This is a genomic window from Anabaena sp. PCC 7938 (assembly GCF_049315035.1).
Classification (GTDB): domain Bacteria; phylum Cyanobacteriota; class Cyanobacteriia; order Cyanobacteriales; family Nostocaceae; genus Anabaena; species Anabaena cylindrica.
This window is the reverse complement of record NZ_CP186034.1, coordinates 2932560-2955926: the sequence shown is the minus strand read 5'-3', so window position 1 is coordinate 2955926 and position 23367 is coordinate 2932560. Positions and strand designations below refer to the sequence as shown.

The 23367-nt window shown below is 38.4% G+C and carries 23 protein-coding genes and 1 pseudogene; 9 read left to right on the top strand and 15 right to left on the bottom strand.

The window, feature by feature from the left end; all coding sequences use genetic code 11:
- Positions 1-45 precede the first annotated feature (45 nt).
- Entirely contained in the window at positions 46-732 is a 687-nt protein-coding gene (gene deoC, locus ACOWPH_RS13555; protein ID WP_015215899.1) for a deoxyribose-phosphate aldolase, read from the bottom strand.
- A gap of 322 nt (positions 733-1054) precedes the next feature.
- Between deoC and ACOWPH_RS13550 the strand changes: the two genes are divergently transcribed.
- The gene (locus ACOWPH_RS13550; protein WP_015215898.1) at positions 1055-3616 is read left to right on the top strand and encodes a GUN4 domain-containing protein; all 2562 of its coding nucleotides are present in this window, start codon (positions 1055-1057) and stop codon (positions 3614-3616) included.
- Between the two features lie 61 nt (positions 3617-3677).
- Here ACOWPH_RS13550 and ACOWPH_RS13545 read toward each other — a convergent pair whose 3' ends face one another.
- The 5 genes from ACOWPH_RS13545 to purS all read right to left on the bottom strand — a co-directional run bounded on the left by ACOWPH_RS13545 (position 3678) and on the right by purS (position 5865).
- Positions 3678-3920, bottom strand: a complete 243-nt coding sequence (locus tag ACOWPH_RS13545; RefSeq protein WP_422665735.1) for a hypothetical protein — start codon at positions 3918-3920, stop codon at positions 3678-3680.
- A gap of 80 nt (positions 3921-4000) precedes the next feature.
- Positions 4001-4327: a type II toxin-antitoxin system RelE/ParE family toxin gene (locus ACOWPH_RS13540; protein ID WP_015215896.1), complete on the bottom strand. Its 327-nt coding sequence runs from the start codon at positions 4325-4327 to the stop codon at positions 4001-4003.
- Positions 4311-4601: a type II toxin-antitoxin system Phd/YefM family antitoxin gene (locus ACOWPH_RS13535; RefSeq protein WP_015215895.1), complete on the bottom strand. Its 291-nt coding sequence runs from the start codon at positions 4599-4601 to the stop codon at positions 4311-4313. Before ACOWPH_RS13535 ends, ACOWPH_RS13540 begins: the two co-directional genes overlap by 17 nt.
- 203 nt (positions 4602-4804) lie before the next feature.
- A complete protein-coding gene (gene purQ / locus ACOWPH_RS13530) occupies positions 4805-5479 on the bottom strand; it encodes a phosphoribosylformylglycinamidine synthase subunit PurQ (protein ID WP_015215894.1) in 675 nt (224 codons plus the stop codon).
- Positions 5480-5586: 107 nt separating this feature from the next.
- Complete coding sequence (gene purS, locus ACOWPH_RS13525; RefSeq protein ID WP_015215893.1) at positions 5587-5865, bottom strand: phosphoribosylformylglycinamidine synthase subunit PurS; 279 nt, start codon at positions 5863-5865, stop codon at positions 5587-5589.
- A gap of 193 nt (positions 5866-6058) precedes the next feature.
- Between purS and ACOWPH_RS13520 the strand changes: the two genes are divergently transcribed.
- Entirely contained in the window at positions 6059-6460 is a 402-nt protein-coding gene (locus ACOWPH_RS13520) for a Fur family transcriptional regulator (RefSeq protein WP_015215892.1), read from the top strand.
- Here the strand turns inward: ACOWPH_RS13520 and ACOWPH_RS13515 are convergent.
- From ACOWPH_RS13515 to ACOWPH_RS13505, 3 genes are read right to left on the bottom strand one after another with little or no spacing between them, the layout of a single operon-like run.
- Positions 6439-6567: a hypothetical protein gene (locus ACOWPH_RS13515; RefSeq protein WP_422665734.1), complete on the bottom strand. Its 129-nt coding sequence runs from the start codon at positions 6565-6567 to the stop codon at positions 6439-6441. The two genes, ACOWPH_RS13520 and ACOWPH_RS13515, sit on opposite strands and share 22 nt — an antisense overlap.
- Before the next feature lie 17 nt (positions 6568-6584).
- Positions 6585-7592 (bottom strand): SPFH domain-containing protein, encoded by a 1008-nt coding sequence (locus ACOWPH_RS13510; RefSeq protein ID WP_015215891.1) that lies wholly within the window; start codon positions 7590-7592, stop codon positions 6585-6587.
- Between the two features lie 37 nt (positions 7593-7629).
- A complete protein-coding gene (locus tag ACOWPH_RS13505; protein WP_015215890.1) occupies positions 7630-8064 on the bottom strand; it encodes an NfeD family protein in 435 nt (144 codons plus the stop codon).
- 229 nt (positions 8065-8293) lie between these two features.
- On the opposite strand from ACOWPH_RS13505, the gene ACOWPH_RS13500 reads away from it, so the two are divergent.
- Positions 8294-10252 (top strand): PP2C family protein-serine/threonine phosphatase, encoded by a 1959-nt coding sequence (locus ACOWPH_RS13500; RefSeq protein ID WP_015215889.1) that lies wholly within the window; start codon positions 8294-8296, stop codon positions 10250-10252.
- A gap of 140 nt (positions 10253-10392) precedes the next feature.
- Positions 10393-10665 carry a ferredoxin-thioredoxin reductase variable chain gene (locus tag ACOWPH_RS13495; protein ID WP_015215888.1) on the top strand — a complete coding sequence of 91 codons (273 nt, stop codon included), beginning with the start codon at positions 10393-10395 and terminating at the stop codon, positions 10663-10665.
- A 69-nt stretch (positions 10666-10734) separates the two neighbouring features.
- On the opposite strand, the gene ACOWPH_RS13490 is transcribed toward ACOWPH_RS13495, so the two are convergent.
- The 6 genes from ACOWPH_RS13490 to ACOWPH_RS13465 all read right to left on the bottom strand — a co-directional run bounded on the left by ACOWPH_RS13490 (position 10735) and on the right by ACOWPH_RS13465 (position 16677).
- On the bottom strand, positions 10735-10956 hold the full coding sequence (locus ACOWPH_RS13490) for a hypothetical protein (RefSeq protein WP_015215887.1): 222 nt from the start codon (positions 10954-10956) through the stop codon (positions 10735-10737).
- A 66-nt stretch (positions 10957-11022) separates the two neighbouring features.
- Positions 11023-11814, bottom strand: a complete 792-nt coding sequence (locus ACOWPH_RS13485; RefSeq protein WP_015215886.1) for a YdcF family protein — start codon at positions 11812-11814, stop codon at positions 11023-11025.
- A gap of 56 nt (positions 11815-11870) precedes the next feature.
- Positions 11871-12392, bottom strand: a complete 522-nt coding sequence (locus ACOWPH_RS13480; RefSeq protein ID WP_015215885.1) for a hypothetical protein — start codon at positions 12390-12392, stop codon at positions 11871-11873.
- Positions 12393-12844: 452 nt separating this feature from the next.
- The gene (locus ACOWPH_RS13475; protein WP_015215884.1) at positions 12845-14413 is read right to left on the bottom strand and encodes an AAA family ATPase; all 1569 of its coding nucleotides are present in this window, start codon (positions 14411-14413) and stop codon (positions 12845-12847) included.
- 547 nt (positions 14414-14960) lie between these two features.
- The gene (rplY, locus tag ACOWPH_RS13470; protein ID WP_015215883.1) at positions 14961-15257 is read right to left on the bottom strand and encodes a 50S ribosomal protein L25; all 297 of its coding nucleotides are present in this window, start codon (positions 15255-15257) and stop codon (positions 14961-14963) included.
- 82 nt (positions 15258-15339) lie between these two features.
- Complete coding sequence (locus ACOWPH_RS13465) at positions 15340-16677, bottom strand: adenylosuccinate synthase (RefSeq protein WP_015215882.1); 1338 nt, start codon at positions 16675-16677, stop codon at positions 15340-15342.
- Positions 16678-16853: 176 nt separating this feature from the next.
- Between ACOWPH_RS13465 and ACOWPH_RS13460 the strand changes: the two genes are divergently transcribed.
- The 5 genes and pseudogenes from ACOWPH_RS13460 (at position 16854) to ACOWPH_RS13440 (ending at position 23285) form a co-directional block, all read left to right on the top strand.
- Positions 16854-17102, top strand: coding sequence for a hypothetical protein (locus ACOWPH_RS13460; RefSeq protein WP_150111034.1), 249 nt, complete (start codon positions 16854-16856; stop codon positions 17100-17102).
- A 281-nt stretch (positions 17103-17383) separates the two neighbouring features.
- A pseudogene (locus ACOWPH_RS13455) lies at positions 17384-18632 on the top strand (ISNCY family transposase).
- A gap of 310 nt (positions 18633-18942) precedes the next feature.
- Positions 18943-20298, top strand: coding sequence for an MASE1 domain-containing protein (locus ACOWPH_RS13450; protein ID WP_422665733.1), 1356 nt, complete (start codon positions 18943-18945; stop codon positions 20296-20298).
- A complete protein-coding gene (locus ACOWPH_RS13445; protein WP_422665732.1) occupies positions 20267-21163 on the top strand; it encodes an ATP-binding response regulator in 897 nt (298 codons plus the stop codon). Before ACOWPH_RS13450 ends, ACOWPH_RS13445 begins: the two co-directional genes overlap by 32 nt.
- A 736-nt stretch (positions 21164-21899) precedes the next feature.
- Positions 21900-23285, top strand: a complete 1386-nt coding sequence (locus ACOWPH_RS13440; RefSeq protein WP_015215879.1) for a diguanylate cyclase domain-containing protein — start codon at positions 21900-21902, stop codon at positions 23283-23285.
- Positions 23286-23367 lie beyond the last annotated feature (82 nt).

Here is a 23367-nt window from a genome sequence, read left to right as displayed (position 1 = left end):
TATTTAGTCATTAGCAAAATAAATGACAATTGATAATTCTAATGACTACTCACTTTTTTCCTTTTCTACGTGATTACGCTGACGGAGCAAATCTATACCGCGAGATGTGCCTAATCTTGTAGCACCTGCCATGATTAAGTCGAGGGCATCGTTGTGGGTGCGAATACCCCCTGATGCTTTAATTCCTACCCGATCTTTTGCGATTTCTTTCAACATTTGCACATCGGCTACAGTTGCACCACCGTTCCAACCTGTACTAGTTTTTAAGAAAGCCGCACCGGCATCCATAGCTAGTTCTGCTGCTATTCTTTTCTCCGGGTCTGTGAGTAGGCTAGTTTCTAGAATTACCTTGACACATTGCCCAGCTACTTCACAAATTGTAGCAATTTCCCGGTGAACTTCTTCGGTTTTGCCAGCTTTTAACCAGCCCAAGTTAATCATGACATCTAACTCAGATGCACCATTTTCCAATGCTTCTTGAGCTTCATAGAACTTGACTGCTGAAGTTGTGGAACCTGTGGGAAAGCCTATGACTGTACAGACTTTGGGGTTTTTGTTGTGGAGGAGTTCAACTGCTTGCCTAACATAACAGGGTTGTATGCAAACTGTCGCAAAGTTAAACCTGTATGCTTCTTCACACCATTGCTCAACCTGTTCTGGGGTAGTAGTTGGTAACAGGAGGGAGTGGTCGATAAATGGCGCAATATCAATGTTTGGATAGTCTGCTGCCATCGTTTGTTTTGCCAGTGATAGATTATTAAACTTTATGAAAAATTAAGACGTTTCTTATATACTAACCCAGATAGCGATCGTAAATTAGTTTCTCTGCCTCTGGGTTTGCGGTATACTTCCGCTTCGCTTGTAAACCCAAAAACTGGTTTTTACCCCCTTTGCACTAAGAATACGGATTAAATGAACCGCGAAGACGCAAAGAGCGCGAAGGAAGAAAATAAATCCGAAAAATTACTACTTTCATGAGTAGATTATTGTATCTTCTTTTATTAAAGACGTATTTAACCATATCTATATAAATACCTTCCTTTGAGTCTAGCAGATGCAAAAGATTACACAGGCATTAGTCAAATGGCTACCTACCGGCGCTGGAGTCGGTGTAACAGGTCATTTTCTCCTTAGTCACCAATGGACACAAGCTATAATTTCCACCTTTCTTACTGCTGGTTCATCTATATGGGTGAAGTTTAGCAGCAAATTTATGGAAACCCTAGAAAAAAAGGCAGAGGAGAAAGGTGAACAAACCGGAGAGTGGGTTGGTAAACAAGTAGACGATTTACCGAGTAAAGTTATTAAAAGTATTTCAGGATTTCAGAGTAAATATGAAAGGTTATTAGTTGATATTTATTGTGATTATAAAACAGAAGGATTCAGAATTGGTTTACCTGTGTTGGATTTAGAAGATGTCTTTGTACCGCTAAAAGTTGAAACAGGTAATTTAGAAAATATTTCTGGTGCAATGGTTTCTAATCAACACACCATTCATCATTTTGAAAATCAAGAAATTTGGAATTTTTTAGCCGCTATTTCTAAAGAAGATAGTTATCGCTGCATGGCTGTTATTGCACCTCCTGGATATGGTAAAACAACTCTGTTAAAGCATTTAACTTTGACTTATGCCAAAAATGGTCATGGCAAATATAAAGCACCAAAATTAGTACCAGTATTATTGTACCTGCGTGATATCCGCGAAGAAATTACCAGTTCACAACCTCCGAATTTACCAGAATTAATTACTAAACACCTGAAAACTCAACCTGCTTTTGCTGAACTCAACCCACCAGATTACTGGTTTAATCAACAGTTAAAAAATGGCAAATGTTTAGTAATGTTGGATGGACTGGATGAAGTTGCTGATAGTCATGAACGTTTGCGGGTAAGTGAATGGGTAAATCAGCAAATGGCAACTTATCGCCAAACAGCTTTTATTATTACTTCTCGTCCTTATGGTTATAGTAGTGCGCCTGTGGATGAGGTAGGAGTTATTTTGAAAGTTCTACCCTTCACTCTAGAACAGATGAAACTATTTATTAATAGTTGGTATCTGCAAACTGAAATCAGAAGTCGCGCTGGCAAAAATAATCAAGCAGTAAAGGCAGAAGCCAAGAAAAATGCAGAAGATTTAATTGAGCGGATTCTTAATAATCGTGCTATTGCTGATATGGCTACAAACCCACTATTGGTGACAATGATTGCTACTGTTCATTATAGTGGTAGTGCATTACCAGGGCGCAGGGTGGAACTGTATCAGAAAATTTGTGATTTACTTTTGGGAACTCGACAAGCAGCTAAGAAAATTAAAGCACCTCTGACATCTGAACAAAATAAATCAGTATTACAAGTTTTAGCACTGGATTTGATGCAAAGAGAAACTCGCACTTTTGAACCAGGAGAATTTGAGAATTTAATTGCTAGTGAACTACAAACAATAGTGAATATTACACTAACGCCAACAGAATTTTTGGAACAAGTTAAAGATGTTAGTGGTTTGATAGTGGAAAGAGAACAAGGTATTTTTGAATTTTCTCATTTGAGTTTTCAGGAATATTTAGCTGCGGCTGAGGTGAAAGAGTTGCAGCAAGAAAAAATATTAATTGATAACTTTGGTAATTCTTGGTGGGCGGAAACAATTCGCCTTTATGCTGCTCAAAGTGATGCGACAAGTTTGATTCAAGCAGCTTTACAAAATCAAACTGTTGCCTCCTTAACTCTGGCTTATGATTGTTTGAAAGAAAGTAAAAAAGTAGAACCACAAACACAGCACCAACTTGAAAAAATTCTTGAAGCTGGTTTAGAATCTCCTGATCTAGAAATTTATACAATAGCCGCAAGAGTGAAATTAGCAAGAAGGCTAAACAATTTATTAAGAATAAATGAAATACAAGAAATTGATCAGGGCTACATTACAATTGCAGAATATCAGTTATTTGACTTGTTTGACTTTAAAGTACAATATATTTCTCGTACTCAACCTGTTACTAGAATGAGTTTTCAAGATGCTAATAGATTTTGTGCATGGTTGAGTTTAAATTTTAATTTTGATAACAAAATGATACGCTATAGATTACCAACAGAAGCAGAAGCAGAACATCATCCAGCAAAAGATGATCAACATATTACTTGTTGTACTCAGGAAAACCGCACTGAAGGACAAGAAATTCAAGGAATTAGGGTTGTCAAAGACCAATGGCCACAACAATACAAACAACTTTTAGAACATTTAGCTGCTGGAAATTGGCGCGAGGCTGATGAAGAAACAGCAAAAATGATGCTCAAGGTAGCTAACCAAGAAAGTCAAGGCTACTTAGATGTTGATGCTATTCAAAAATTTCCTTGTTCTGACCTCCGCATTATTGACCAACTTTGGGTACAATATAGTGATGGTCGCTTTGGTTTTAGTGTTCAAAAGCGTATTTATGAAGCACAAGGAAAAGACTGGGGAAAAATGTATAGCGCATTAGAGTGGTCAAGCGTAAAATATAGTATCAAAGCCCCTATCGGACACCTACCAAACAACATAAACAAAATGTTAGGATTTGGATCGATAGCTGGGAGGGGGAGAAACTCTTCTCTCGCGCAGAGACTTGTAGACTGTAACATATAAAGCTTTCAGCCTAATCATAAATATTTTTTATATCCTACTTTTCCACGAATTTTCAAGGTTTCTACGGTTTTCGATACCTGGTACTCCCCCTTCCTTCTGCGTAGCAATTCGCAAAAACAAATTTGTCTGCCACTTCCTTAATTTCTGGGTCTGTTGCTTCCCACTCATTCCAAGGCAGACTCATTTGTCCTGGTGATGTCTTCTTTTTATTCGGTTTTCCTTCATGAGTACCGTAATTGCTAAAGTCGTAGAAAAAACGGCGTTGCTGATTGAAAATACGAATATACTTCACGCAAAGAGGCAAAAAAATAAAAGTTTTTTAAGATTTAGCATTTTTGAAATTCATATCAAAATTCATCAATGCCGAAAAACCTTCCATCGTTTTTACTCAAAATCAAGAGGATTGAATATTATTGAAGATTGTGCGCTATGACGAACATAAAGAATATAGACAATATCCTTTTCAACAGTAAAAATTACACGATATTTATTTCTTCCTTTCCCATATAAAAGTTGTCTTATTTCTTCAGGAAAATCATCATTTTCTCTAGCGAAAGCGCAACGTTTAGGTTTATCTTGCAAAGTAGCAATAGTATCCATTAAATCCCTAAAGCATTGATCCGCATAATCAGGATTATCTTGTTTGAGCCAAATATATATAGCTTCTATTTCTCGTTTTGCATTACCAGTTAATTTAACCTGAAATTCCATGTTTTCTCTGCATTTCTTCGATAAACTGATTTAGAGATTGTGTGTTACCTGTTGCTATATCTTCTAATCCTTTTTTTATACCGATGAGAGTTTCTAACTTTTCCACAGCATCAAGTAATTTTTGATAAGCTTCAGCATCTTGCACTACTAATTCTGCTTTTCCATTAACTGTTAAAACTACAGGATTTCCTGTTTTTTTCATCTGACTAATCAGTTCATTAGTATTGCGTTTAAAGGTTGAAAGTGACTGAATATCTCGACTTAAATTAATCATGAGAATTACTCCGCACTAAATTTGCGTCTAATTTAATGTTATCACACAAGCGTAAAAATTATTGATATTTTATTCAGTATATAAGCAAGGATATATCAATTGTATTTAACATCTAATACATCAAATTAAAAAAAATACGTCTTGACAAGTCCATACAAGATAAATATAAAAATACCCGACTCCACTAAGAAGCCGGGGATCTTTTAAACCAAAGCTGCAACTTTCCCCAATAAACCCTGAAACAACCGCAAACCATCGCTATTACCTAACGCTTTATCTGCTGCTCTTTCTGGATGTGGCATCATTCCTAAAACATTGCCTTGGAGATTACAAATCCCTGCAATGCTGTTTAATGAACCGTTGGGGTTTTCCCCTTGGTAACGAAATAGAACTTGACCGTTATTTTCAATTTCTGCTAAAGTTTTTTTATCAGCATAAAATCTCCCTTCTCCGTGAGCAATGGGTAAAGTAATAATTTCACCCTCTGCATAACCTTGAGTCCAAGGTAAATTATTACGCTCAACTTTGAGGGGAGAACGATCGCAGATAAAATGCAAATCTTGATTTCTCGCTAATGCCCCAGGTAATAAACCAGCCTCAGTTAATACCTGAAAACCGTTGCAGATACCCAGGACAAATTTACCTTTCTGTGCATGGTTAATCACTTGTTGCATCACAGGCGAAAAACGAGCGATCGCACCACAACGCAAATAATCCCCATAGCTAAAGCCACCAGGGACAATCACCACATCTATATCACTAATATCAGTATCTTGATGCCAAATCATACGCGTTGGCTGTCCTAGCAAGTCTCTAGTGACATAAGCAACGTCGCGATCGCAATTAGACCCTGGAAAAACTAAAACACCGAATTTCATTGGTTACAAGGGAACAGGGAACAGGGAACAGGGAATAGGGAATAGGAAATTAGAGAAGGCAAAAGTTTTTACCTATTACCCATTACCAATTACCTATTACCCATTACCTAAAAAACACCAGTTTGTGATTCAACTTCAATCAAATCAAAGCGATAATTTTCTATCACTGGATTTGCTAACATTTGGTCACATATTTGATTCATGTCTTGACGTGCTTTCGTCTCATCAGGTGAGATAATAGTGACTTCCATGTACTTGCCAATACGCACTTGTTCAACGTTGTCGAATCCCATTTGCTTCAGGCCAGATTGTACAGCCACACCAGCGGGGTCTAAGACCGAAGGACGAAGCGTTACGAAAACTTTAGCTAGATACTTCCTTTGCATTAGGCTTTTTGCTGAATGCTGCGATCGCTATACTATAACTTTTTGCCCCCACTGGGTGAAAATATAATCACACAGCCGCTAGAGTTAATCTATCAGTTAGTGAATAAAAAACGTGTAATCTACAGATACTAGTTTTTAATAGTTATCTATGATACTAATATATTCCCAATCTAAAATCTAAAATAAAATTGGTATGAGAGCCATACGCACCCGCAGTCAAGACCGGATTTTAACCCTGTTAAAAAACATTAAACAAGGTATTTCCGCACAAGATATGTACATAGAACTACGTAACCGTAGTCAAAACATGGGTTTAGCAACAGTTTACCGTTCACTGGAAGCCCTCAAACTTGAAGGTAAAGTACAAGTACGGACTTTGGCTAACGGTGAAGCCCTCTACAGCCTAACCCAGCAAGATAAACATCACCTAACTTGCCTACAATGCGGTATCTCCATACCAATTCATCAATGTCCCGTCCATGAACTAGAAATCGAGTTACAGTCCAGCCATAAATTTAAAGTGTTTTACCACACCCTAGAATTTTTTGGTTTGTGTAACCAATGCCAGATAAATCAAGGAATTGATAATTCGTAATTCGTAATTCGTAATTCGTAATTCGTAATTCGTAATTCGTAATTCGTAATTCGTAATTCGTAATTCGTAATTCGTAATTGGGTTACTAACCTCCTGATCTGCCTCATCTCCCCCGTTCCCTCTTTTAACTGGCGCGGTTATTATCTCTGGGAATTTCTCTACCAAATAGGGGATTAGAATCGGTGGGTACATCGGAGACAATAGAGCGCATACCCTCAAAAGCAGCGGGAATAGTGCGAGGATCAATAAACATCACCTTACTACTATCGCTTTTACCAATTGCTGCGCCCATATCCAGATAACCTAAAGCAAACATCACTTCCACCGCTTTGTAAGCATCTGGATTGTTTTTGATTTTCTGGGAAATGATTTCTGCTGATTCTGCGATCGCTTGCGCCCTGAGAACCTGTTGCTGGCGTTCCGCTTGGGCTTTTAACACAATCGCCTTCTGTTCTGCTTCCGCTTGCAAAACCACCGATTTTTGACGGGCTTCTGCATCCAAAAGTTGGGCATCAGCCTTACCCCTCGCACTATTAACGGCAGATTCTCTATCTCCTTCAGAAGTTAAAATTAAGGCACGTTTACGCCTTTCCGCCGTCATTTGCATCTCCATTGATTCTTGCACTGCCTTAGACGGGACAATATCTCTCAATTCCACCCGCGTAACTTTCACACCCCAAGGATCAGTAGAAATATCTAATTCCCTTAACAGCAGTTCATTAATTTGGGTGCGGGCAGTAAAAGTTTGATCCAACTCCAATTGTCCCATTTCCGAGCGAATTTGCGTCAGCACCAAGTTCACCATTGCCGCCTGGAGATTCTCCACCTTATAGTAAGCTTTCTCCAAATCAACAATTCGCCAGTAAACAACCGCATCAACACTGATAGAAACATTGTCACGAGTAATACATTGCTGTGGCGGAATATCTAAAACCTTTTCTCTAATAGTTTGTTTGTAAACAATGCTATCTAAAAAAGGATTAATAAATTTCAAGCCAGGCCCCAGTTTTTCCTTATAACGACCCAAACTTTGCACCAAGACTTCATCACCCTGATTAATCACCCTCACCGACTTGAATATCACAGTACCACCACCAAACGTTAAAGCAAGTAACAATAAAAACTCATTCATTTTGCTAACTCTCCTGAGTAGTGAGTAAATTTCAGAACTACGAATGCAAAATATTTTCTGGCATCACAATCAACGTTGTCCCTTCTCGTCTAACAACATAAACTCTTTGATATGGTGGTACGCTGAGTTTGTCATCATCACATCTTGCTCGCCAAGAATTTCCCTCGTATAATACCCGACCTGTTTGTCCCACCGGAATTTCTGTTAAAGTTTCTCCTATCACTGCATCAGTAATTTTGGACTTGAGTCGCTGTGGTTGCAGAAACCTGCGGGAAAAAACAACCAGCAAACTAGAAAACAACAGCCAAATAACAACTTGCAGCCATACATTCCCCAAACCCAAGTAAGACAATAGCGCCACGACAAAGGCACTAATTCCCATCATGAATTCCACAAAAGCCGTTGGCAGAAAAAGTTCCATTAAACACAAAACCGATCCTGCCAGTAGCCAAATTACAGTAAAAGTTGGCATAGCGTCATCCTAGACACCTCATTCAATTAACAAATCCATATCTAAAGTTAGATACAATCAGACACTGACAATTTACTGAAATCAAAACTTGCTATCTCGAACAACCAAATTTTTGATTAAATTTAAGTAACAAGTCTTCACCAAGGTTATAAAAATATAGTCTATTGCGGTGTTCCGTTCATTGATACATTAATTTAACGTAAATTTATTCTTTATAATTTATACAATTATGCTTTCTACTCAACAGATCATTCATTGTCCAAATCCAGACTGTAATCAACCGATTAACTCTGTGGGAGATAAAGTTTGTGCCAGTTGTCGAACTCCTCTAACTTACCGCTATGTTTGGGCAACCGGCCCAGTAGCAGCAAAAATACTCCCTCACACCAAGATTGCAGATAGATATGAAGTAATTACACAGCAGATTTGGCTAGATACTCAACCAGCACTACCACCAGAAATACCCTCAGAAATACCCCCAGAAGTTATTCCCTACCTAAAATTATATTCAGAACGCTTACACATCCCTCAACCTTACGGATTTACTAGTTCTTCAACAGAAGACACCCATGATATTCTGCTGTTAGAAAATGCGCCTATAGATGAAACAGGAAATTTCTACCCCATCATTACCTCAGTTTGGGAAGAAGCAAAAGCAGTCAGACAGCTGTACTGGCTATGGCAAATTCTCCAACTGTGGACACCTTTATCAGAATTGGGAGTAGCGGCAAGCTTGCTATCACCAGCTAATTTACGTGTTCAAGGTTGGTGTGTACGCCTTTTAGAACTGCACCAAACATCAGAAAAACTAACTTTACAAGATTTGGGCGAATCTTGGCTGTCGTGGGTATTAGTGGCAAAAGCAGAAATTGCTACAGGCTTAGGCAACATCATCCAGAAAATGTGCCACAGTCAAGTAGATTTAGCAACAATTAGCAATCAACTCAATGAACTGTTGTTAGCATCAGCAGCAGAATTGCCATTAATGCAAACGATCGCAGGAGTGACAAATACAGGCCCTATTATGAAACATAATGAGGATGCCTGCTACCCCAGTGATTCTAGTGATGTAGATAAATATTTACAGGCCAAATTATCAATTGTTTGTGATGGCATTGACGGACATGAAGGTGGTGAAGTTGCTAGTCAATTGGCAGTGCAATCGCTGAAGTTGCAAATCCGTGCCTGGTTAAAAGATGTAGCAGAACAAAAAGAAGTAATTTCACCTGATTTGTTGCAGCAACAACTAGAAGCCAGTTTGCGAGTGGTGAATAATATGATTTGGTCACGCAATGACGAACAAAACCGCCAAGGTAGAGAACGCATGGCGACGACTTTAGTCATGGCGATACAATTACCGCAACGAATTGTAACAAATGCTGGGTGGGAATCAGACAATACTCATGAACTTTATGTAGCTAATGTTGGTGATAGTCGTGCTTATTGGATAACTCCCAACTATTGCCAATTACTAACAATAGATGATGATTTAGCAACGAGGGAAGTCCAACTGGGACAAAGTTTATATCGTCAAGCAATGCAAATACCCAATGCTAATGCCCTTACCCAAGCATTAGGAACCAAAGAAGCCGAATCTCTGCACTTTTCCATCCAGCGATTTATTTTAGAAGAAGACGGAATTTTGTTACTTTGTTCCGATGGTTTAAGTGATCATAATTGGGTAGAAAAATCTTGGCGTGATTACGCTATTCCAGTATTAACAGGTAGGCTGTCTGTGGAAGATGCTGCCCAGAAATGGGTAAAGCTGGCAAATGAAAAAAATGGTCAAGATAATACATCAGTTGTGCTAACTCTTTGCCGGATCTCCCAAGCATATTTGGTGCCAATTACACCTGCACCAATGGTCTTAGAACCTGTTGAAACAAAGGAATTGGTAATAACAGCACCAAAAATTGAAACTTCAGAAATAGAAGTTCCAGAAGTAGAATTGGCAGACAGTTCACAAGCTTTGTTGAATCTGGATCTGACTGAAGAATCAATACCCACTCCAGTCAAACAAACAAATTTGGGTAAGCATCTGGTGATGGTGGGCGGATTGTTGGCTTTACTGATAGGGGGTACAGGTCTGGGTTTATTTGCTTGGTTGCAACTAGATCCCCAATCTTTTGGGCGGATTTGTCGGCAACTTCCCCAAAATGTACAAACAATCTGCCCTGAACGCAAATAAGCTAAATATTTCGCCATTGCCGAGATATGGTAAAATCAACCAGGCGAGGCAATTTTAGTCATTGAGTCCGCTTGGCGCTGAAGATGGCCATCTGACTCTTGGTAACAGTAATCGTCTACCTTCAATAGATACAATGAGTCATGGCTGTGGAGATAGTTGTGGAAGAGCAAAAGCTAGGTATAAATAATGTTATGAAAGTTGGCGATCGCGTCCGCGTTAAAGAGTCGGTTATAGTTTATCATCACCCTGAGCATCGCAGCCAGGCTTTTGATCTCAAAGGTACAGAAGGCGAAATTGCTGCTATTGTCACCCAATGGCAAGGTAGACCTGTGAGTGCTAATTTTCCGCTTTTAGTCCAGTTTAGTAAAAAATTTAAAGCTCATTTACGCGAGGATGAATTAGAAGTTATTTAAATACGGGAGGAGTCAGGAGTGAAATCCCCTTGAGGTTTGGCTTTTGATTTTCAGTTTTTAACTCATTTATTAGCGGCGACAAAACCACTGCATAATATTCAGTTCGCCGCGCATTTTTTCTAAGTCTCTGCGATTTTGGGCTGCGGTTTTGTAATACCATTGGCAATGAAGCTCAAATTCAGAACGTGTTTGAACTTCATGATAAAACTGGTGGGTTGTTTGGTAGCTACTAAAGGTTTCATCAACTTCTGATTGAGGTGATGGGACAATAAATGGTAATTCTTTACTCATTGGTAATGGGTGATGGGTAATGGGTAATAGGTAATAGGTAATAGGTAATAGGTAATAGGTAAGGAATTATAACCAGCCACGTAAACGGTAGATAAAACTACCAATATATTCTTTTAAGGCGTTGGTAAATTGGTGCAAATTATTGGTATCAGGTAATAAATTTAGTATGGCAGCTTTGGGAGTGTTGGTGAGTTCTTGAAATTCGCCTTTGCTAACTAGAAAGTCGGTTGGTGCAGGAATGACATCAATACCTTGACGTTGAAAGATTTTGAGCGATCGCGGCATATGCATAGCAGAAGTTATTAATAATACCTGTTTTATACCTCTAGTTTCCAGAATTTTACGGACATTTACAGCATTTTCATAAGTATTTAAAGAATCTGGTTCTTCAATTATTACTTCGGCTGGTATGCCAATAGATGTGAGAATGCTGGCCATATCTGTTGACTCTGGGGAACCACTACCACGCCAATCAATGCGACCACCACTTAAGATGATTGTAGGCGCTTTTTTTTGCCGATAGAGTTGAGCCGCATAAATAACCCTATCTCCCGATTCACTTAAATCAACAGTCGGACGAGGCCACACACCTGATTTTGTGGCACCACCTAATACCACGATAGCTTGGGCATTGGGTATTTGAGCAAGGGGGATATTTTGCCATTCTAGCGATCGCACCAAAGACTTAGCCACCCAGGCATTACTGCACAGGAGTAATAAAATTAAAGATAGACTAATAGCGATCGCAGCGATACGTGGACGTTTCCACAAAGTCACCAAAGCCACTATCAAGCTGATACTAGCTAATCCTAAAGGATAAAAAAACAGTGGCAATAGTTTAGAAAAATATAAAAACATAATTCGTAATTCGTAATTCGTAATTAGGAAAATTCCTACCTGCCCTCTGCCTTCAATTACTTTCTTTGCCAAAACCGAAAATTGAAACTTCCACTAGTGCGACGATAACGACGAGTAGATAATCTTTTATTCCTTTTAATTGTCCTCTGACTGGGTTGGTCAATATCTTCTTCTTTTGCTTCTAAAATATCATCTAATAGCTGAGTTCTAGTTGTTTCCTTACTTCTCCACCAAGCAATAATCCAACCGCCACCTAAAGCAGCAATTCCTCCAAATAAGATACTGATTGGTGCTGAATAACCCAAAAATAAACAGCTAAACATAAAAAATAACCAGTATTTTAAGGCTGCATCTATGCCATCATTAGAAGCTACATCTGGTATCTGGGGATTATTTTCGTTTACTGTTGTGAACCATCCTAAAGTAACGCCACCCATAATCCCTATAAACAAACTCAGAATGAGAGAGGCCCCTGTAAAATTGGCAATAATGGTTAAAATGAAACCGAATACCAATTGAGAAAAGAAATTTGGCGAAGATGATAATATTTCACTGAGGATATTTTTGTTAGGTGCCATAACGCAAAAATTCAAAATTCAAAACTTAAATTGTCAAAGTAATTGATACAGAAGAAGTCATTCAGAGGGAACGGGCAACTCTTAAGAGAACTCCACAAAAAAGATGAACTGCTTGCAGCAGCGCTTCGCTATCCAATCTTGTGGGATGGGCATCCTGCCTGTCCTTGTATTATTAGCAGGCTTTTCGTCCTGCACTACAAGAAATTTTGGGATATTTTTTATTTGGAAGTTTCTAACAGAAAAAACTCATGTTTAAAATTCAATTTAGCGTAAAACATATCACCAAACTGAAAATTTATCGTTCCTATACTCTGCATGGGAATGAATTGTAGAAGGCTTTGCTGCGCTATCAATGAGAGTAGAGGCAGAGCCTCTATGATAGCATTCCTAGTCAGAGACTAGGAACGAGATACAGACAAGAATCACTTTTTATCTATATCCCTAATTACGAATTACGTTAGCGCAGCGGGGCGTAGCCCATTACGAATTATTTCTTGTAATTGTGCCTCTTGAGAGTGAGTTGTATCCAATATTTTAATATAGGGTTGTTCTTTGTCTGTAAAGGGTTCAGCTTGGTTAAGTTGGGATACCAATAAATCAGCAGTTGCATCAGCTATATCACCAGTGCGGTTAACAAGACGCTCTTGTAATACTTCTAGAGGTGCTGTGCAGTGGATAATTTGTAGAGGTAATTGATGTTTTTGGGTTTGTGCGATCGCATTTTCTCGTAAATGCTGGCGGTCGTATTTGGCATCTAAAATCACACTCCAACCTTGATTAGCCAATATAATCCCTAGTTTCAACAACCTATCATAAGTCTGCTCAGTCATTTCTGGTGTATATATTTCATCACCACCACGTTCTAACAAAGGAATTCCTGCCAAATGTTTGCGTACAGCGTCAGAACGCAGATGAACTGCTCCCAGTTGACGGGCTAAATATCTAGCTGTTGTACTTTTACCAGAACCAGATAACCCCGACATCAAAATGACTTTCCCTTGCCTAGGTTTAGTATATTCCCACGCTTGCCGATAATATGCAGATGCTGTATTTGCAGCTTCTTCTTTCACAGTTGCAGGTACACTTGAATCATCTAATAAAAAAGATGTCACTTTAGCCCGCACATAAGCTTGACGGCTTAAATACAAAGGTAATACTTGCAAACCCTCCCAATCTCCAGTTTGTTCAGCATAAGCATTCAAGAAAGCATTACCTAAATCTTTACGTCCTCGTGCTTCTATATCCATGACTGTAAACGCCACATCATACATGACATCAACGAAGCGAAACGGCTCATTAAATTCAATGCAGTCAAACAGCATAATTTTGTCATGCCACAGCGCAATATTTCTCAGATGCAAATCACCATGACATTCACGTATGTAGTTATTGGCAATTCTGCTAGTAAATAATTCTGGACGTTGGGCAAAAAAGTTATCAGTATATTCTTTTGTTTGTGCAAACTGTTCTTGAGTTTGAGGGCCACCAATATAATTTTGAGTTTGTGTGTAATTCTCATTAATAGACAACTGCACTTGTGAGATTTCTCCAAAACTGCGAATGTAATCATTCGTTTGAGCTTGAGAATGGTATTGGGCTACTACCCGTCCCAATTCTTCCAAGTGCATCTCATTTAACTTACCTTTAGCAAAAAGCTCACTAAATAGAGATTCTTGGGGAAACTGACGCATTTTGAGCGCATATTCAACAGTTTCTCCTGCATCTCCAAGATGATATTGCTCATCTGCCAAAGCAATAGGTACAACTTCTAAATATAATTCACCTGCTCCCCGTTGATTTAACCGCAATTCTTCCTGACAAAAATGCGATCGCTTTTCTAAGGTCGAATAATCTAAAAAACCAAAATTCACTGGTTTCTTGAGCTTGTAGGCATAATCACCAGTTAGCAACACATAAGAAACATGAGTTTGAATCAATTGAATTGGTTCTGTCACCCCATGGGGATAAAATCCTGGTTGTAACATTTGCTGAATTAAAGCTGGCAGAGTGGCTTCTGTCATAAAGTTGATATCAGTGCTAGATGTTGGATCTTGAATTGGGACGAATAATTATACCAAGTTACGTTGGATGAGATTCTGGGAACAGTAAAGGTTAAGGGCTGTTAAAATCTAGGTTCAGACAAAATCTCCAATCCAAAATTGGTATAAGGCTGTTTAATTTACTGTAAATAATACAACCTATCTTCATTTTGCATAACATGATGTTTAATTTTCAACCGCAAGCAAACATGGCCAAATGCATAAAAGCATCAGCAGCGGTAATTTTGGACTTACCTGAGTTAGACATAAGATAATTTGTGGAAAACTCGCCCCCAGTAGGAGTCTCAAACCCTTATTCTCTCGCTCTTAAAAATCATAACTCCGTTCGCGTAGCGTCTCCGTTCGGCGAAGCCGTGCCGTAGGCATAGGAGAAACTCCGAACTCCTAACTCAGGTGGACTTAGATATTGACGCTCATAGCTTAACAAAAAAACCAGGGGTTAACCTGGTTTAATCAGCAATTATGAAAAAAAATCAGTGCTATAAAAGAAAGAATTGATACCTAGACTTTAGTTTTTAGCAGCAAAAAAACTCAGATGGTATGGTGTACCCTTAGCTGGGTGAATCTGAACTTCACGAAGCACGGTTTTACCATTCCACTCCAATTCTGGGATGCTGAGTTCAATTTCGGTTTTATTAGGTGCAGCTTGTTTGAGCAGGCGTTCAACGACCTTAGCATCAAGTACTAGAGAAATTGATTCAATACCGTTGTGACCGTACAAATTAGCTGGTATTAAGCCCGAACGACGCAAAGCCTTTGGTTTGCTGCCTTCTGGACGCTTTTTAGATTCGACTGTAATAGCCATAGTAGTTGTTAGTGGTTAGTTGTTAGTTGTTAGTGGTTAGTTGTCAACTCAGCACTCAGGACTCGGTACTCAGTACTCAGTACTAAGGTAAAGAAACTGGTGTTCCATCTGGTTGTAATAGAGCGCGTTTTGGCCCGTGGATAGGGTCTTCTACAATTATGGTTTGATCGCGGCTGGCTCCTAAGGAGACGATCGCAATGGGGACTTCCATTAATTCTGCTAAGAATTTAAGATAGTCTAGTGCTTGCTTCGGCAATTCTTCCAAAGAACGGCACTCAGTTGTTGACACTTGCCATCCTGGTAAGGTTTTGTAGATGGGACGACAACGGGCAAACTGACGAGCGCTGGTGGGGAAGTGTTCACACCGTTCACCATCTATATCATAGGCAACACAAACGTTAATTTCCTCTAATTCATCGAGAACATCAAGTTTGGTAATAGCGATACAATCCATCCCATTAATACGGACTGCATAGCGACCAATGACCGCATCAAACCAACCACAGCGGCGCTTTCTGCCTGTTGTTGTCCCGAATTCCGCACCGCGATCGCATAACAATTCTCCCACTGCTCCGTGCAGTTCGGTAGGAAAAGGCCCTTCACCAACTCTTGTTGTATAGGCTTTAGACACCCCAATTACCCGATCTATCATTGTTGGCCCTACTCCTGTACCAACGCAAGCTCCCCCCGCTACAGGATTAGAGGAAGTGACATAAGGATAAGTTCCATGATCTAAATCGAGCAGTGTACCTTGTGCGCCTTCAAACAAAATATTGCGTCGTCGCAGAATCGCATCATATATTTTCAGCGAAGTATCGACAACATAAGGACGCAAGCGTTCTGCATACCCTAAGTAATCCGCAATTACAGCTTGAGGATCTAAAGGTGGCAGATTATACAGCTTTTCTAAAATGACGTTTTTATAATTGATCGTCCACTCCAACTGCTCACGGAGTTCATCTGGGTTCATCAAATCCAAAACCCTGATACCTGTGCGCTCAGATTTATCAGCATAGGTTGGACCAATTCCTCTCCCAGTAGTGCCGATTTTATGAGTTCCTCGTCGCTCTTCCGATGCCTGGTCAATCAACCGATGGTAAGGCATGGTAACGTGAGCAGTCTGAGATATCAGCAGATTAGCAGTGGAAATATTGAGTTTTTCTAGTTGTTCGAGTTCCTTTATCAGCACCTGTGGATCTATGACTGTCCCACAGCCGATAATACACTCAGTATCTGGATACAGAATACCAGAGGGAATTAAATGCAGCTTAAAAGTCTGACCTTGGACTACTATTGTATGTCCAGCGTTAACTCCCCCTTGGTAACGTACCACCACATCTGCGGAGCGGCTGAGTAAGTCAGTTATTTTACCTTTTCCTTCATCGCCCCATTGAGCGCCTATGACAATGACGTTAGCCAAGAGATTATATTAAATGGTAAAGTTTCCACAAACTATAATTGTTAACAAATTTGATGCCCTTTGTCAAGAAATTGGTAATTAGGTATTAGGTATTTGGTATTTGGTATTTGGTGATGGGAAGATGGAAAAAATTAATTACTGTCTATCTACTGTTTCCAAATTTACGAATTATCAAAATGTCTGTAAGGTTATCCCAAACTCTTAATTATCTGGGACTTGACATTAAAAGTACCCGTTGGATGGCTCAGGTTTTGGTCATTGCAATTGCCTATCATCTAAGTTCTTGGATGGTAATTAACAGGATACCTATGTCTCTGTACGGTTCGCCCGTGTGGCCTGCTGCGGGATTAGCAGTTGGGTTTTTATTAATTTGGGGGCGATCGCGCTGGTTAGGTATATTTCCAGCAATTCTCATTTTGAAATAAATAGAGTATTAATCCCCATTTTGAAATTCAAAATATAGTACAAAGGGACTATTGTTTCCAGGAGAGGAGATCGTAAAAAAACTCTTGGTTCGATAAATCAAGTATAAATACCCAATTTATGTGAAAAAATTGCCGGAAAAAGAAGGGGAGAAAGCCAGAGAAATAGTTCTGTTTTGAGAATAGATAACTGAATCGAAATAAAAATTTACAATTTTATAATTGTTGTAAGTTTTGGTAAAATCGGTGAGTTTAAGATATTAACTAGTCAAAACTACTCCAAAATGGCTCAAAAGGCAGCAACCCTAGAAATTGCTGAATTAATGCAATTTTTACACTCATTATTACATGATTTACCTGATGAAAGGAAACCCGGAAATAATACTAAATATAAGGTAGAAGATGCAGTGATGGCTGCGTTTTCGGTATTTTTTACTCAGTCACCATCTTTTTTAGAGCATCAGCGTTTAATGAAAAGCAATAAGGGGAAAGATAACGCAGAAAGTTTGTTTTCAATTGAGGCAATACCGAGTGATAATCAAATAAGAAATTTGTTAGACCCGGTGCCAGCTAATACTATCTTTATGGCTTTTGATAAAGTCTATCACTGGTTAGAGAAAAATGGAGTTTTGAAAAAGTTTCTCTACTTAGATGGAGAGATATTAGTAGCTTTAGATGGTACAGAATATTTTTCATCCCAGAAAATTAATTGCCCGCATTGCAACTGTCGTAATCATCGAAATGGAACTACAACTTATTTTCACGGCTGTGTGACACCTGTGGTGGTTTCTCCTAATCAAAAACAAGTGATTAATTTATCACCAGAATTTATTAAAAAACAAGATGGACATCAAAAACAAGATTGCGAAAATGCGGCTGTCAAAAGATGGTTAAACAACAACGGGCAAAATAAGTATGGTTATCCTGTAACCCTTTTAGGGGATGACTTATACTCTCGTCAACCTGTTTGTGAATTAGCACTAAAACAAGGTTATAATTTTATTTTTGTTTGCCTGGAAACGTCACATAAAACTTTATATGAATGGCTAGAATTTTTAGAAAGAAGTGGAGAAGTCACAACCGTTGAAAAGAAACAATGGGATGGGCGAAAAAATCTCATTTATCGTTATCGTTATGCTTCTAGAGTTCCCTTACGAGATGGAGACTCAAGTCTCGAAGCTAACTGGTGTGAGGTGACTGTTATTAATGAGAAAACACAGAAAACTATCTACAAAAATAATTGGCTCACTAATCATAAAATCACTGAAAACAATGTTGAAGAAATTGTCAAAGCTGGCCGTAGTAGATGGAAAATTGAAAATGAAGGTAATAACGTTCTAAAAAATCACGGTTATAATTTAGAGCATAATTTTGGTCATGGTCAAAATCATTTGTGCGAGTTCTTATTGTCTTTAAATTTACTAGCTTTTTTATTTCATACCGTTTTAGATTTAGTCAATTCTACCTATCAAAAAATTCGTGAATTATTAGCAACTCGGACTGCTTTCTTTAATGATATTCGTACCTTATTAAAATTTATTTGGTTTAAAAATTGGTCAGAATTTTTCTTATTTATTCTGACCGAATATGTCCCTCTCACAAAAGGAAACTCTAGTTAAAAATGTTAATTTTCTTGAGAAGAAGTAAAGATTATTAATTGAGAAAATTAACAAAGCATATCGTAATTTCAGCTATATTTATAAGTTGAAATCTATTTTTTCATGAGCAGATTTTTAAAATTGTTTCTCTCCAGTTAATTATCATGATTATCTTTTAAAGAAATCATAATTAGACAGAATTTCTTTATGTAAACAAGAGGACTTTATCTTCTTTTGTTTTCAAAATGAGAATTGCTGGTATATTTCTAGGGGCATTATGTAGTAACTATATCAATGTTGATTTCAACTTACTGTCTCCCTGGTCAGCGATTGGTACAACCATCGGCTCACTGATCTCAGTAACACTGATCCTGCACTTGACGGGTACACCCTATCCCCTCAGACAAGTCAATCATGTGGTGATTTTCACAGTTTGTACCCTCTTTACCGGGTCAATTGTGCAATCACTGATCGGTGTATTCGTAGTTTGTTTAGGTGGTTTCAAAGCTTGGAGCGACTGGTTGCAAGTTTTCTCTAATTGGTGGATTGGCGATGTAGTAGGAATTTTAGTTTTTACTCCCCTAGTGTTGACTTGGGGGCGCTCATTACAAGATGTGAGAATCAAACTTGGTCAATATCGGGAGGTATTAATTGCCATAACCAGCTTGACAGTTGTTGCCTATCTAGCCCTTGTTAAAAGCCAACCTGTAGAATATCTCCTTTTACCCCCACTACTTTGGTCTGCCTTTCGTTTTGGCGCGAAAATAACCACTTCCCTGGTGACAATCATCGCCATGATTGCTGCCATTACTACTGCCTATAAAACGGGCGTTTTTTACAAAGTAGCTGTACAGAGTAATTCTCTGTTGTTACTACAAATATTCATTGGCGTAATTTCTATGACTATTATGGCTGTGCTGGCAATTGTTGCAGAAAACCGCTGTGCAGAAATTCGCTTACAAAATGCTAACTCCGATTTAGAAAAACGAGTTTTTGAACGCACTAGGGATCTACAAGAAAGTGAAGCTAAGGCACAGGAACTAGCTACCAAAGCCGAAGCTGCTAATCAAGCAAAAAGTGCATTTATAGCCAATATGAGTCATGAATTGCGAACACCCCTCAATGCAGTAATTGGGTTTTCGCAATTGATGTTACGGGCTAATAATCTCCCCTCTGATCAATATGAAAATGCAGGTATTATTTATCGGAGCGGTGACTACTTACTAACTCTCATTAATCATATTCTCGATTTATCAAAAATCGAAGCTGGTAAAGCAACCCTAAATTTACACGACTTTAACTTTTATCGCTTACTCGATGATTTAGAAGATATGTTGCATCTGCGGGCCAGCGATGCTGGATTAGAACTAATATTCGAGCGAACTCAAAATGTCCCTCAGTATATCTGCACCGATGAAGTCAAACTACGTCAGGTTTTAATTAATTTACTTACTAATGCAATTAAATTCACACTTCATGGATCGATTGTCTTGAGTGTTGATAAAAAGGATGAAGACACAGAGGATGTCATTACCCTCAATTTCCGCTTACGTGATACCGGAGTCGGTATTGCACGGACAGAACTGCCAAAACTATATTGATGCATTTATTCAAGCACGGGCAGGGCGAGAGATGCAAGAAGGAACGGGTTTAGGTTTAGCAATCAGTCGGAAATTTGTACAACTGATGGGGGGGGATATTTCCGTTGACAGTAAATTAGGAAAAGGTACAACTTTCCAATTTTATATTCAAGCGAAATTGGGTCAAGAAACAATCAGCAATAATAGTACAGAAGGACGGCAGCGGGTGGTAGAACTTGCCCCAGGACAGCCTACTTACAAAATTCTTACAGTTGATGATAAGGCTATTAATCGGCAATTGTTGTTTAAACTTCTGAGTCCTTTGGGATTTGAGATCAAAGAAGCTAGTAACGGACAAGAAGCGATCGCAATTTGGGATGAATGGGAACCTCATTTAATTTGGATGGATATGAGGATGCCAATTATGGATGGTTATGAAGCCACAAAACACATCAAATCCACTACCAAAGGCAATGCAACAGCAGTAATTGCCCTCACGGCCAGTGTTTTAGAAGAAGAGAAAGCCATAGTGCTATCTGCCGGTTGTGATGATTTTCTGCGTAAACCTTTTTCAGAACATACAATTTTTGAAGCACTTGCTAAACATTTGGGTGTTAAATATATATTGGCTGAAACTAATTCTGAAAATTCAGAACATATAGAAGAAAATTCTCTAACATCTGATCATCTTAGATGTATGAATCAAGAATGGATCAATAAATTCTATGAAGCTGTTTTAGAAGCAAATACTAACCATGTCATAGAATTAACTAAAGAAGTTCCAAAAACAGAAACTTTTTTAATTCAATCTTTAACAAAACTTGCCCGGATATTTGAATTTGAAAAATTAGTTGATTTAGTTGAACCTTTAATCAATTATGAATAGCGACGTAGGTAAATCTCACAAATTTAGACAAATTCCTACGGCGCTTAGTCTTGATTATCCCCTTTGTGTTGCCAATTGTGGGTGCAGTGGGGCTAGTTGGCTCTCTTTCCTACTTTAGTTCTTAATGGATATGCAAATACCGAAGATGGATAGATTTATAGCTACAAAGATGACTTCTCCTTAAACCTTTTGCTGAAAATATAATTAATTTTTGACGCTCTTGCTAAACATCTTGGTGTAATATACATCTTTGCTGAAACTTTATTTGCTAGTCCATAAGCTTAATAGAAAACCCCTTAACATCGAAAAATTTAACCTGTATGCTTGGAAAATAGATCAATCAACTATACAGGGAAAACGCGTCTTATTTTTAGAATGCTTGCTGGATAAAGGTTTTAGGCATTGTTTGGTTTTGTTGCTAAAATCTGAAACCCTTACTGAGCAAGGCTTACGTAATTTAAATGCGTTTGTCCTGACCAACTATATGATACTGCACTTGAGGCCAATACCAACTTAGTTTTGCGACTTGTAGGAAAAATTCTAAAAACAGTAGGACTTACGCAAGATTGAACTCAAAAGCTGATTCTTGCGTAAGGGTAATTCATGAATTACCCCTACTTCCATCCTGTTTTGCGTAAGTCCTGAACAGAAGTTCAGTTAGCACAATTACTAACAAAACTCACCGATAAATTTAAATTTGAACAGTTGGTTGATTTAGCCGAACCCTTGATAACCAATGAATCTTGATTCTCAATCTGAAAATAAAGGTAACATTCTCCTAGTAGATGACATTCCAGAAAACTTACAATTACTAAGCGATTTACTAGTGAAACTCGGCTATACCGTTCGCAGCGTCACTAGTGGGCGAATGGCACTAAAGACAGTGAAAATAAAGCAACCAGATGTCATTTTATTAGATATCAAAATGCCAGAAATGGATGGTTATCAAGTATGTCAATTCCTCAAGGCAGATGAAAATTTACGACATATTCCTGTCATTTTTATTAGTGCTTTAGATGATGTATTTGATAAAGTTATTGCTTTTAATTCCGGTGGTATAGATTACATTACAAAACCTTTTCAAATTGAAGAAGTAGTTGCACGCTTGGAAAACCAACTAATTATTCAACGTCAGCAACGCTTGCTACAAAAAGAAGTTAATAACCGCAGAGAAGCAGAAGAAGTGCTTCATCACTCCAGGGCTTTATTAGCTAGTATTTTAAATAGTTCTCTGGATGGTATTGCCGCTATGCAAGCTGTTCGGAATCCCGCTACAGGAGATATTGAAGATTTTCGTTGTTTGGTTGTAAATCCTGTTATTGCTAGAGTCTTTGAACGTAGTCGAGAAGATTTAATTGGTAAACTGGTATTAAGGAAATTTCTCAACAATATTGAGCCAGAACTTTTTGATCAATTTGTGGAAATTGTAGAAACGGCAGGGCCTCTAGAAAGAGATTTTTACTATCCATCAGGTGAGTCTTCCTGGTTTCACTTTGTGGCTGTAAAATTAGGTGATGGTTTTGCTATTACTATTCGTGATATCACTACGCGAAAAGAAATTGAACTTGCTCTTCAACAGGCAAATCAAAGACTGGAAATTTTGGCAAATTTGGATGCTTTAACTCAGGTGGCTAACCGTCGTTGTTTCAATGAGCGGTTGTTACATGAATGGGAAGAACTAGCACGATGCAAGCAGCCACTTTCCCTGATTATTTTCGATATTGATTATTTCAAATACTACAATGACTATTATGGGCATCTTGTCGGTGATGATTGCTTGTTCCAAATTGCCCAATCAGTGTATCAATTAATTTGTCATCTTGATATTAGTCGTCCTTCAGACTTGGTAGCTCGTTATGGTGGAGAGGAATTTACGATACTTCTACCGAAGACGGATTTAGAGGAAGGGATAAAAGTAGCAGCTAGAATTCAGCAAATAATTCATGATCTGGCTATTCCTCATGTCAAGTCTGAGATCAGGGATATTGTGACAGTCAGTTTAGGAGTTGCTTCACTCATACCCAGTATGGAAGTGAAGCCGGATACATTAATTGCCTTAGCAGACAAAGCTTTATACAATTCTAAACAACAGGGGCGCGATCGCTATTCCTCTAATTCTTAATTTATCAGTTAAACATAGTTGCTTCTACTTCAAACATAAATTTTTTTATTTATAATTTTTGTTACAATTAATGAAATTTTTA

Bases quoted from the DNA above. Each gene is read 5' to 3' on its own strand.
- deoC (WP_015215899.1), bottom strand. From the start codon at position 732: ATGGCAGCAGACTATCCAAACATTGATATTGCGCCATTTATCGACCAC.
- ACOWPH_RS13550 (WP_015215898.1), top strand. From the start codon at position 1,055: ATGCAAAAGATTACACAGGCATTAGTCAAATGGCTACCTACCGGCGCT.
- ACOWPH_RS13540 (WP_015215896.1), bottom strand. From the start codon at position 4,327: ATGGAATTTCAGGTTAAATTAACTGGTAATGCAAAACGAGAAATAGAA.
- ACOWPH_RS13535 (WP_015215895.1), bottom strand. From the start codon at position 4,601: ATGATTAATTTAAGTCGAGATATTCAGTCACTTTCAACCTTTAAACGC.
- purQ (WP_015215894.1), bottom strand. From the start codon at position 5,479: ATGAAATTCGGTGTTTTAGTTTTTCCAGGGTCTAATTGCGATCGCGAC.
- purS (WP_015215893.1), bottom strand. From the start codon at position 5,865: ATGCAAAGGAAGTATCTAGCTAAAGTTTTCGTAACGCTTCGTCCTTCG.
- ACOWPH_RS13520 (WP_015215892.1), top strand. From the start codon at position 6,059: ATGAGAGCCATACGCACCCGCAGTCAAGACCGGATTTTAACCCTGTTA.
- ACOWPH_RS13515 (WP_422665734.1), bottom strand. From the start codon at position 6,567: ATGAGGCAGATCAGGAGGTTAGTAACCCAATTACGAATTACGAATTAC.
- ACOWPH_RS13510 (WP_015215891.1), bottom strand. From the start codon at position 7,592: ATGAATGAGTTTTTATTGTTACTTGCTTTAACGTTTGGTGGTGGTACT.
- ACOWPH_RS13505 (WP_015215890.1), bottom strand. From the start codon at position 8,064: ATGCCAACTTTTACTGTAATTTGGCTACTGGCAGGATCGGTTTTGTGT.
- ACOWPH_RS13500 (WP_015215889.1), top strand. From the start codon at position 8,294: ATGCTTTCTACTCAACAGATCATTCATTGTCCAAATCCAGACTGTAAT.
- ACOWPH_RS13495 (WP_015215888.1), top strand. From the start codon at position 10,393: ATGGCTGTGGAGATAGTTGTGGAAGAGCAAAAGCTAGGTATAAATAAT.
- ACOWPH_RS13490 (WP_015215887.1), bottom strand. From the start codon at position 10,956: ATGAGTAAAGAATTACCATTTATTGTCCCATCACCTCAATCAGAAGTT.
- ACOWPH_RS13485 (WP_015215886.1), bottom strand. From the start codon at position 11,814: ATGTTTTTATATTTTTCTAAACTATTGCCACTGTTTTTTTATCCTTTA.
- ACOWPH_RS13480 (WP_015215885.1), bottom strand. From the start codon at position 12,392: ATGGCACCTAACAAAAATATCCTCAGTGAAATATTATCATCTTCGCCA.
- ACOWPH_RS13475 (WP_015215884.1), bottom strand. From the start codon at position 14,413: ATGACAGAAGCCACTCTGCCAGCTTTAATTCAGCAAATGTTACAACCA.
- rplY (WP_015215883.1), bottom strand. From the start codon at position 15,257: ATGGCTATTACAGTCGAATCTAAAAAGCGTCCAGAAGGCAGCAAACCA.
- ACOWPH_RS13460 (WP_150111034.1), top strand. From the start codon at position 16,854: ATGTCTGTAAGGTTATCCCAAACTCTTAATTATCTGGGACTTGACATT.
- ACOWPH_RS13450 (WP_422665733.1), top strand. From the start codon at position 18,943: ATGAGAATTGCTGGTATATTTCTAGGGGCATTATGTAGTAACTATATC.
- ACOWPH_RS13440 (WP_015215879.1), top strand. From the start codon at position 21,900: ATGAATCTTGATTCTCAATCTGAAAATAAAGGTAACATTCTCCTAGTA.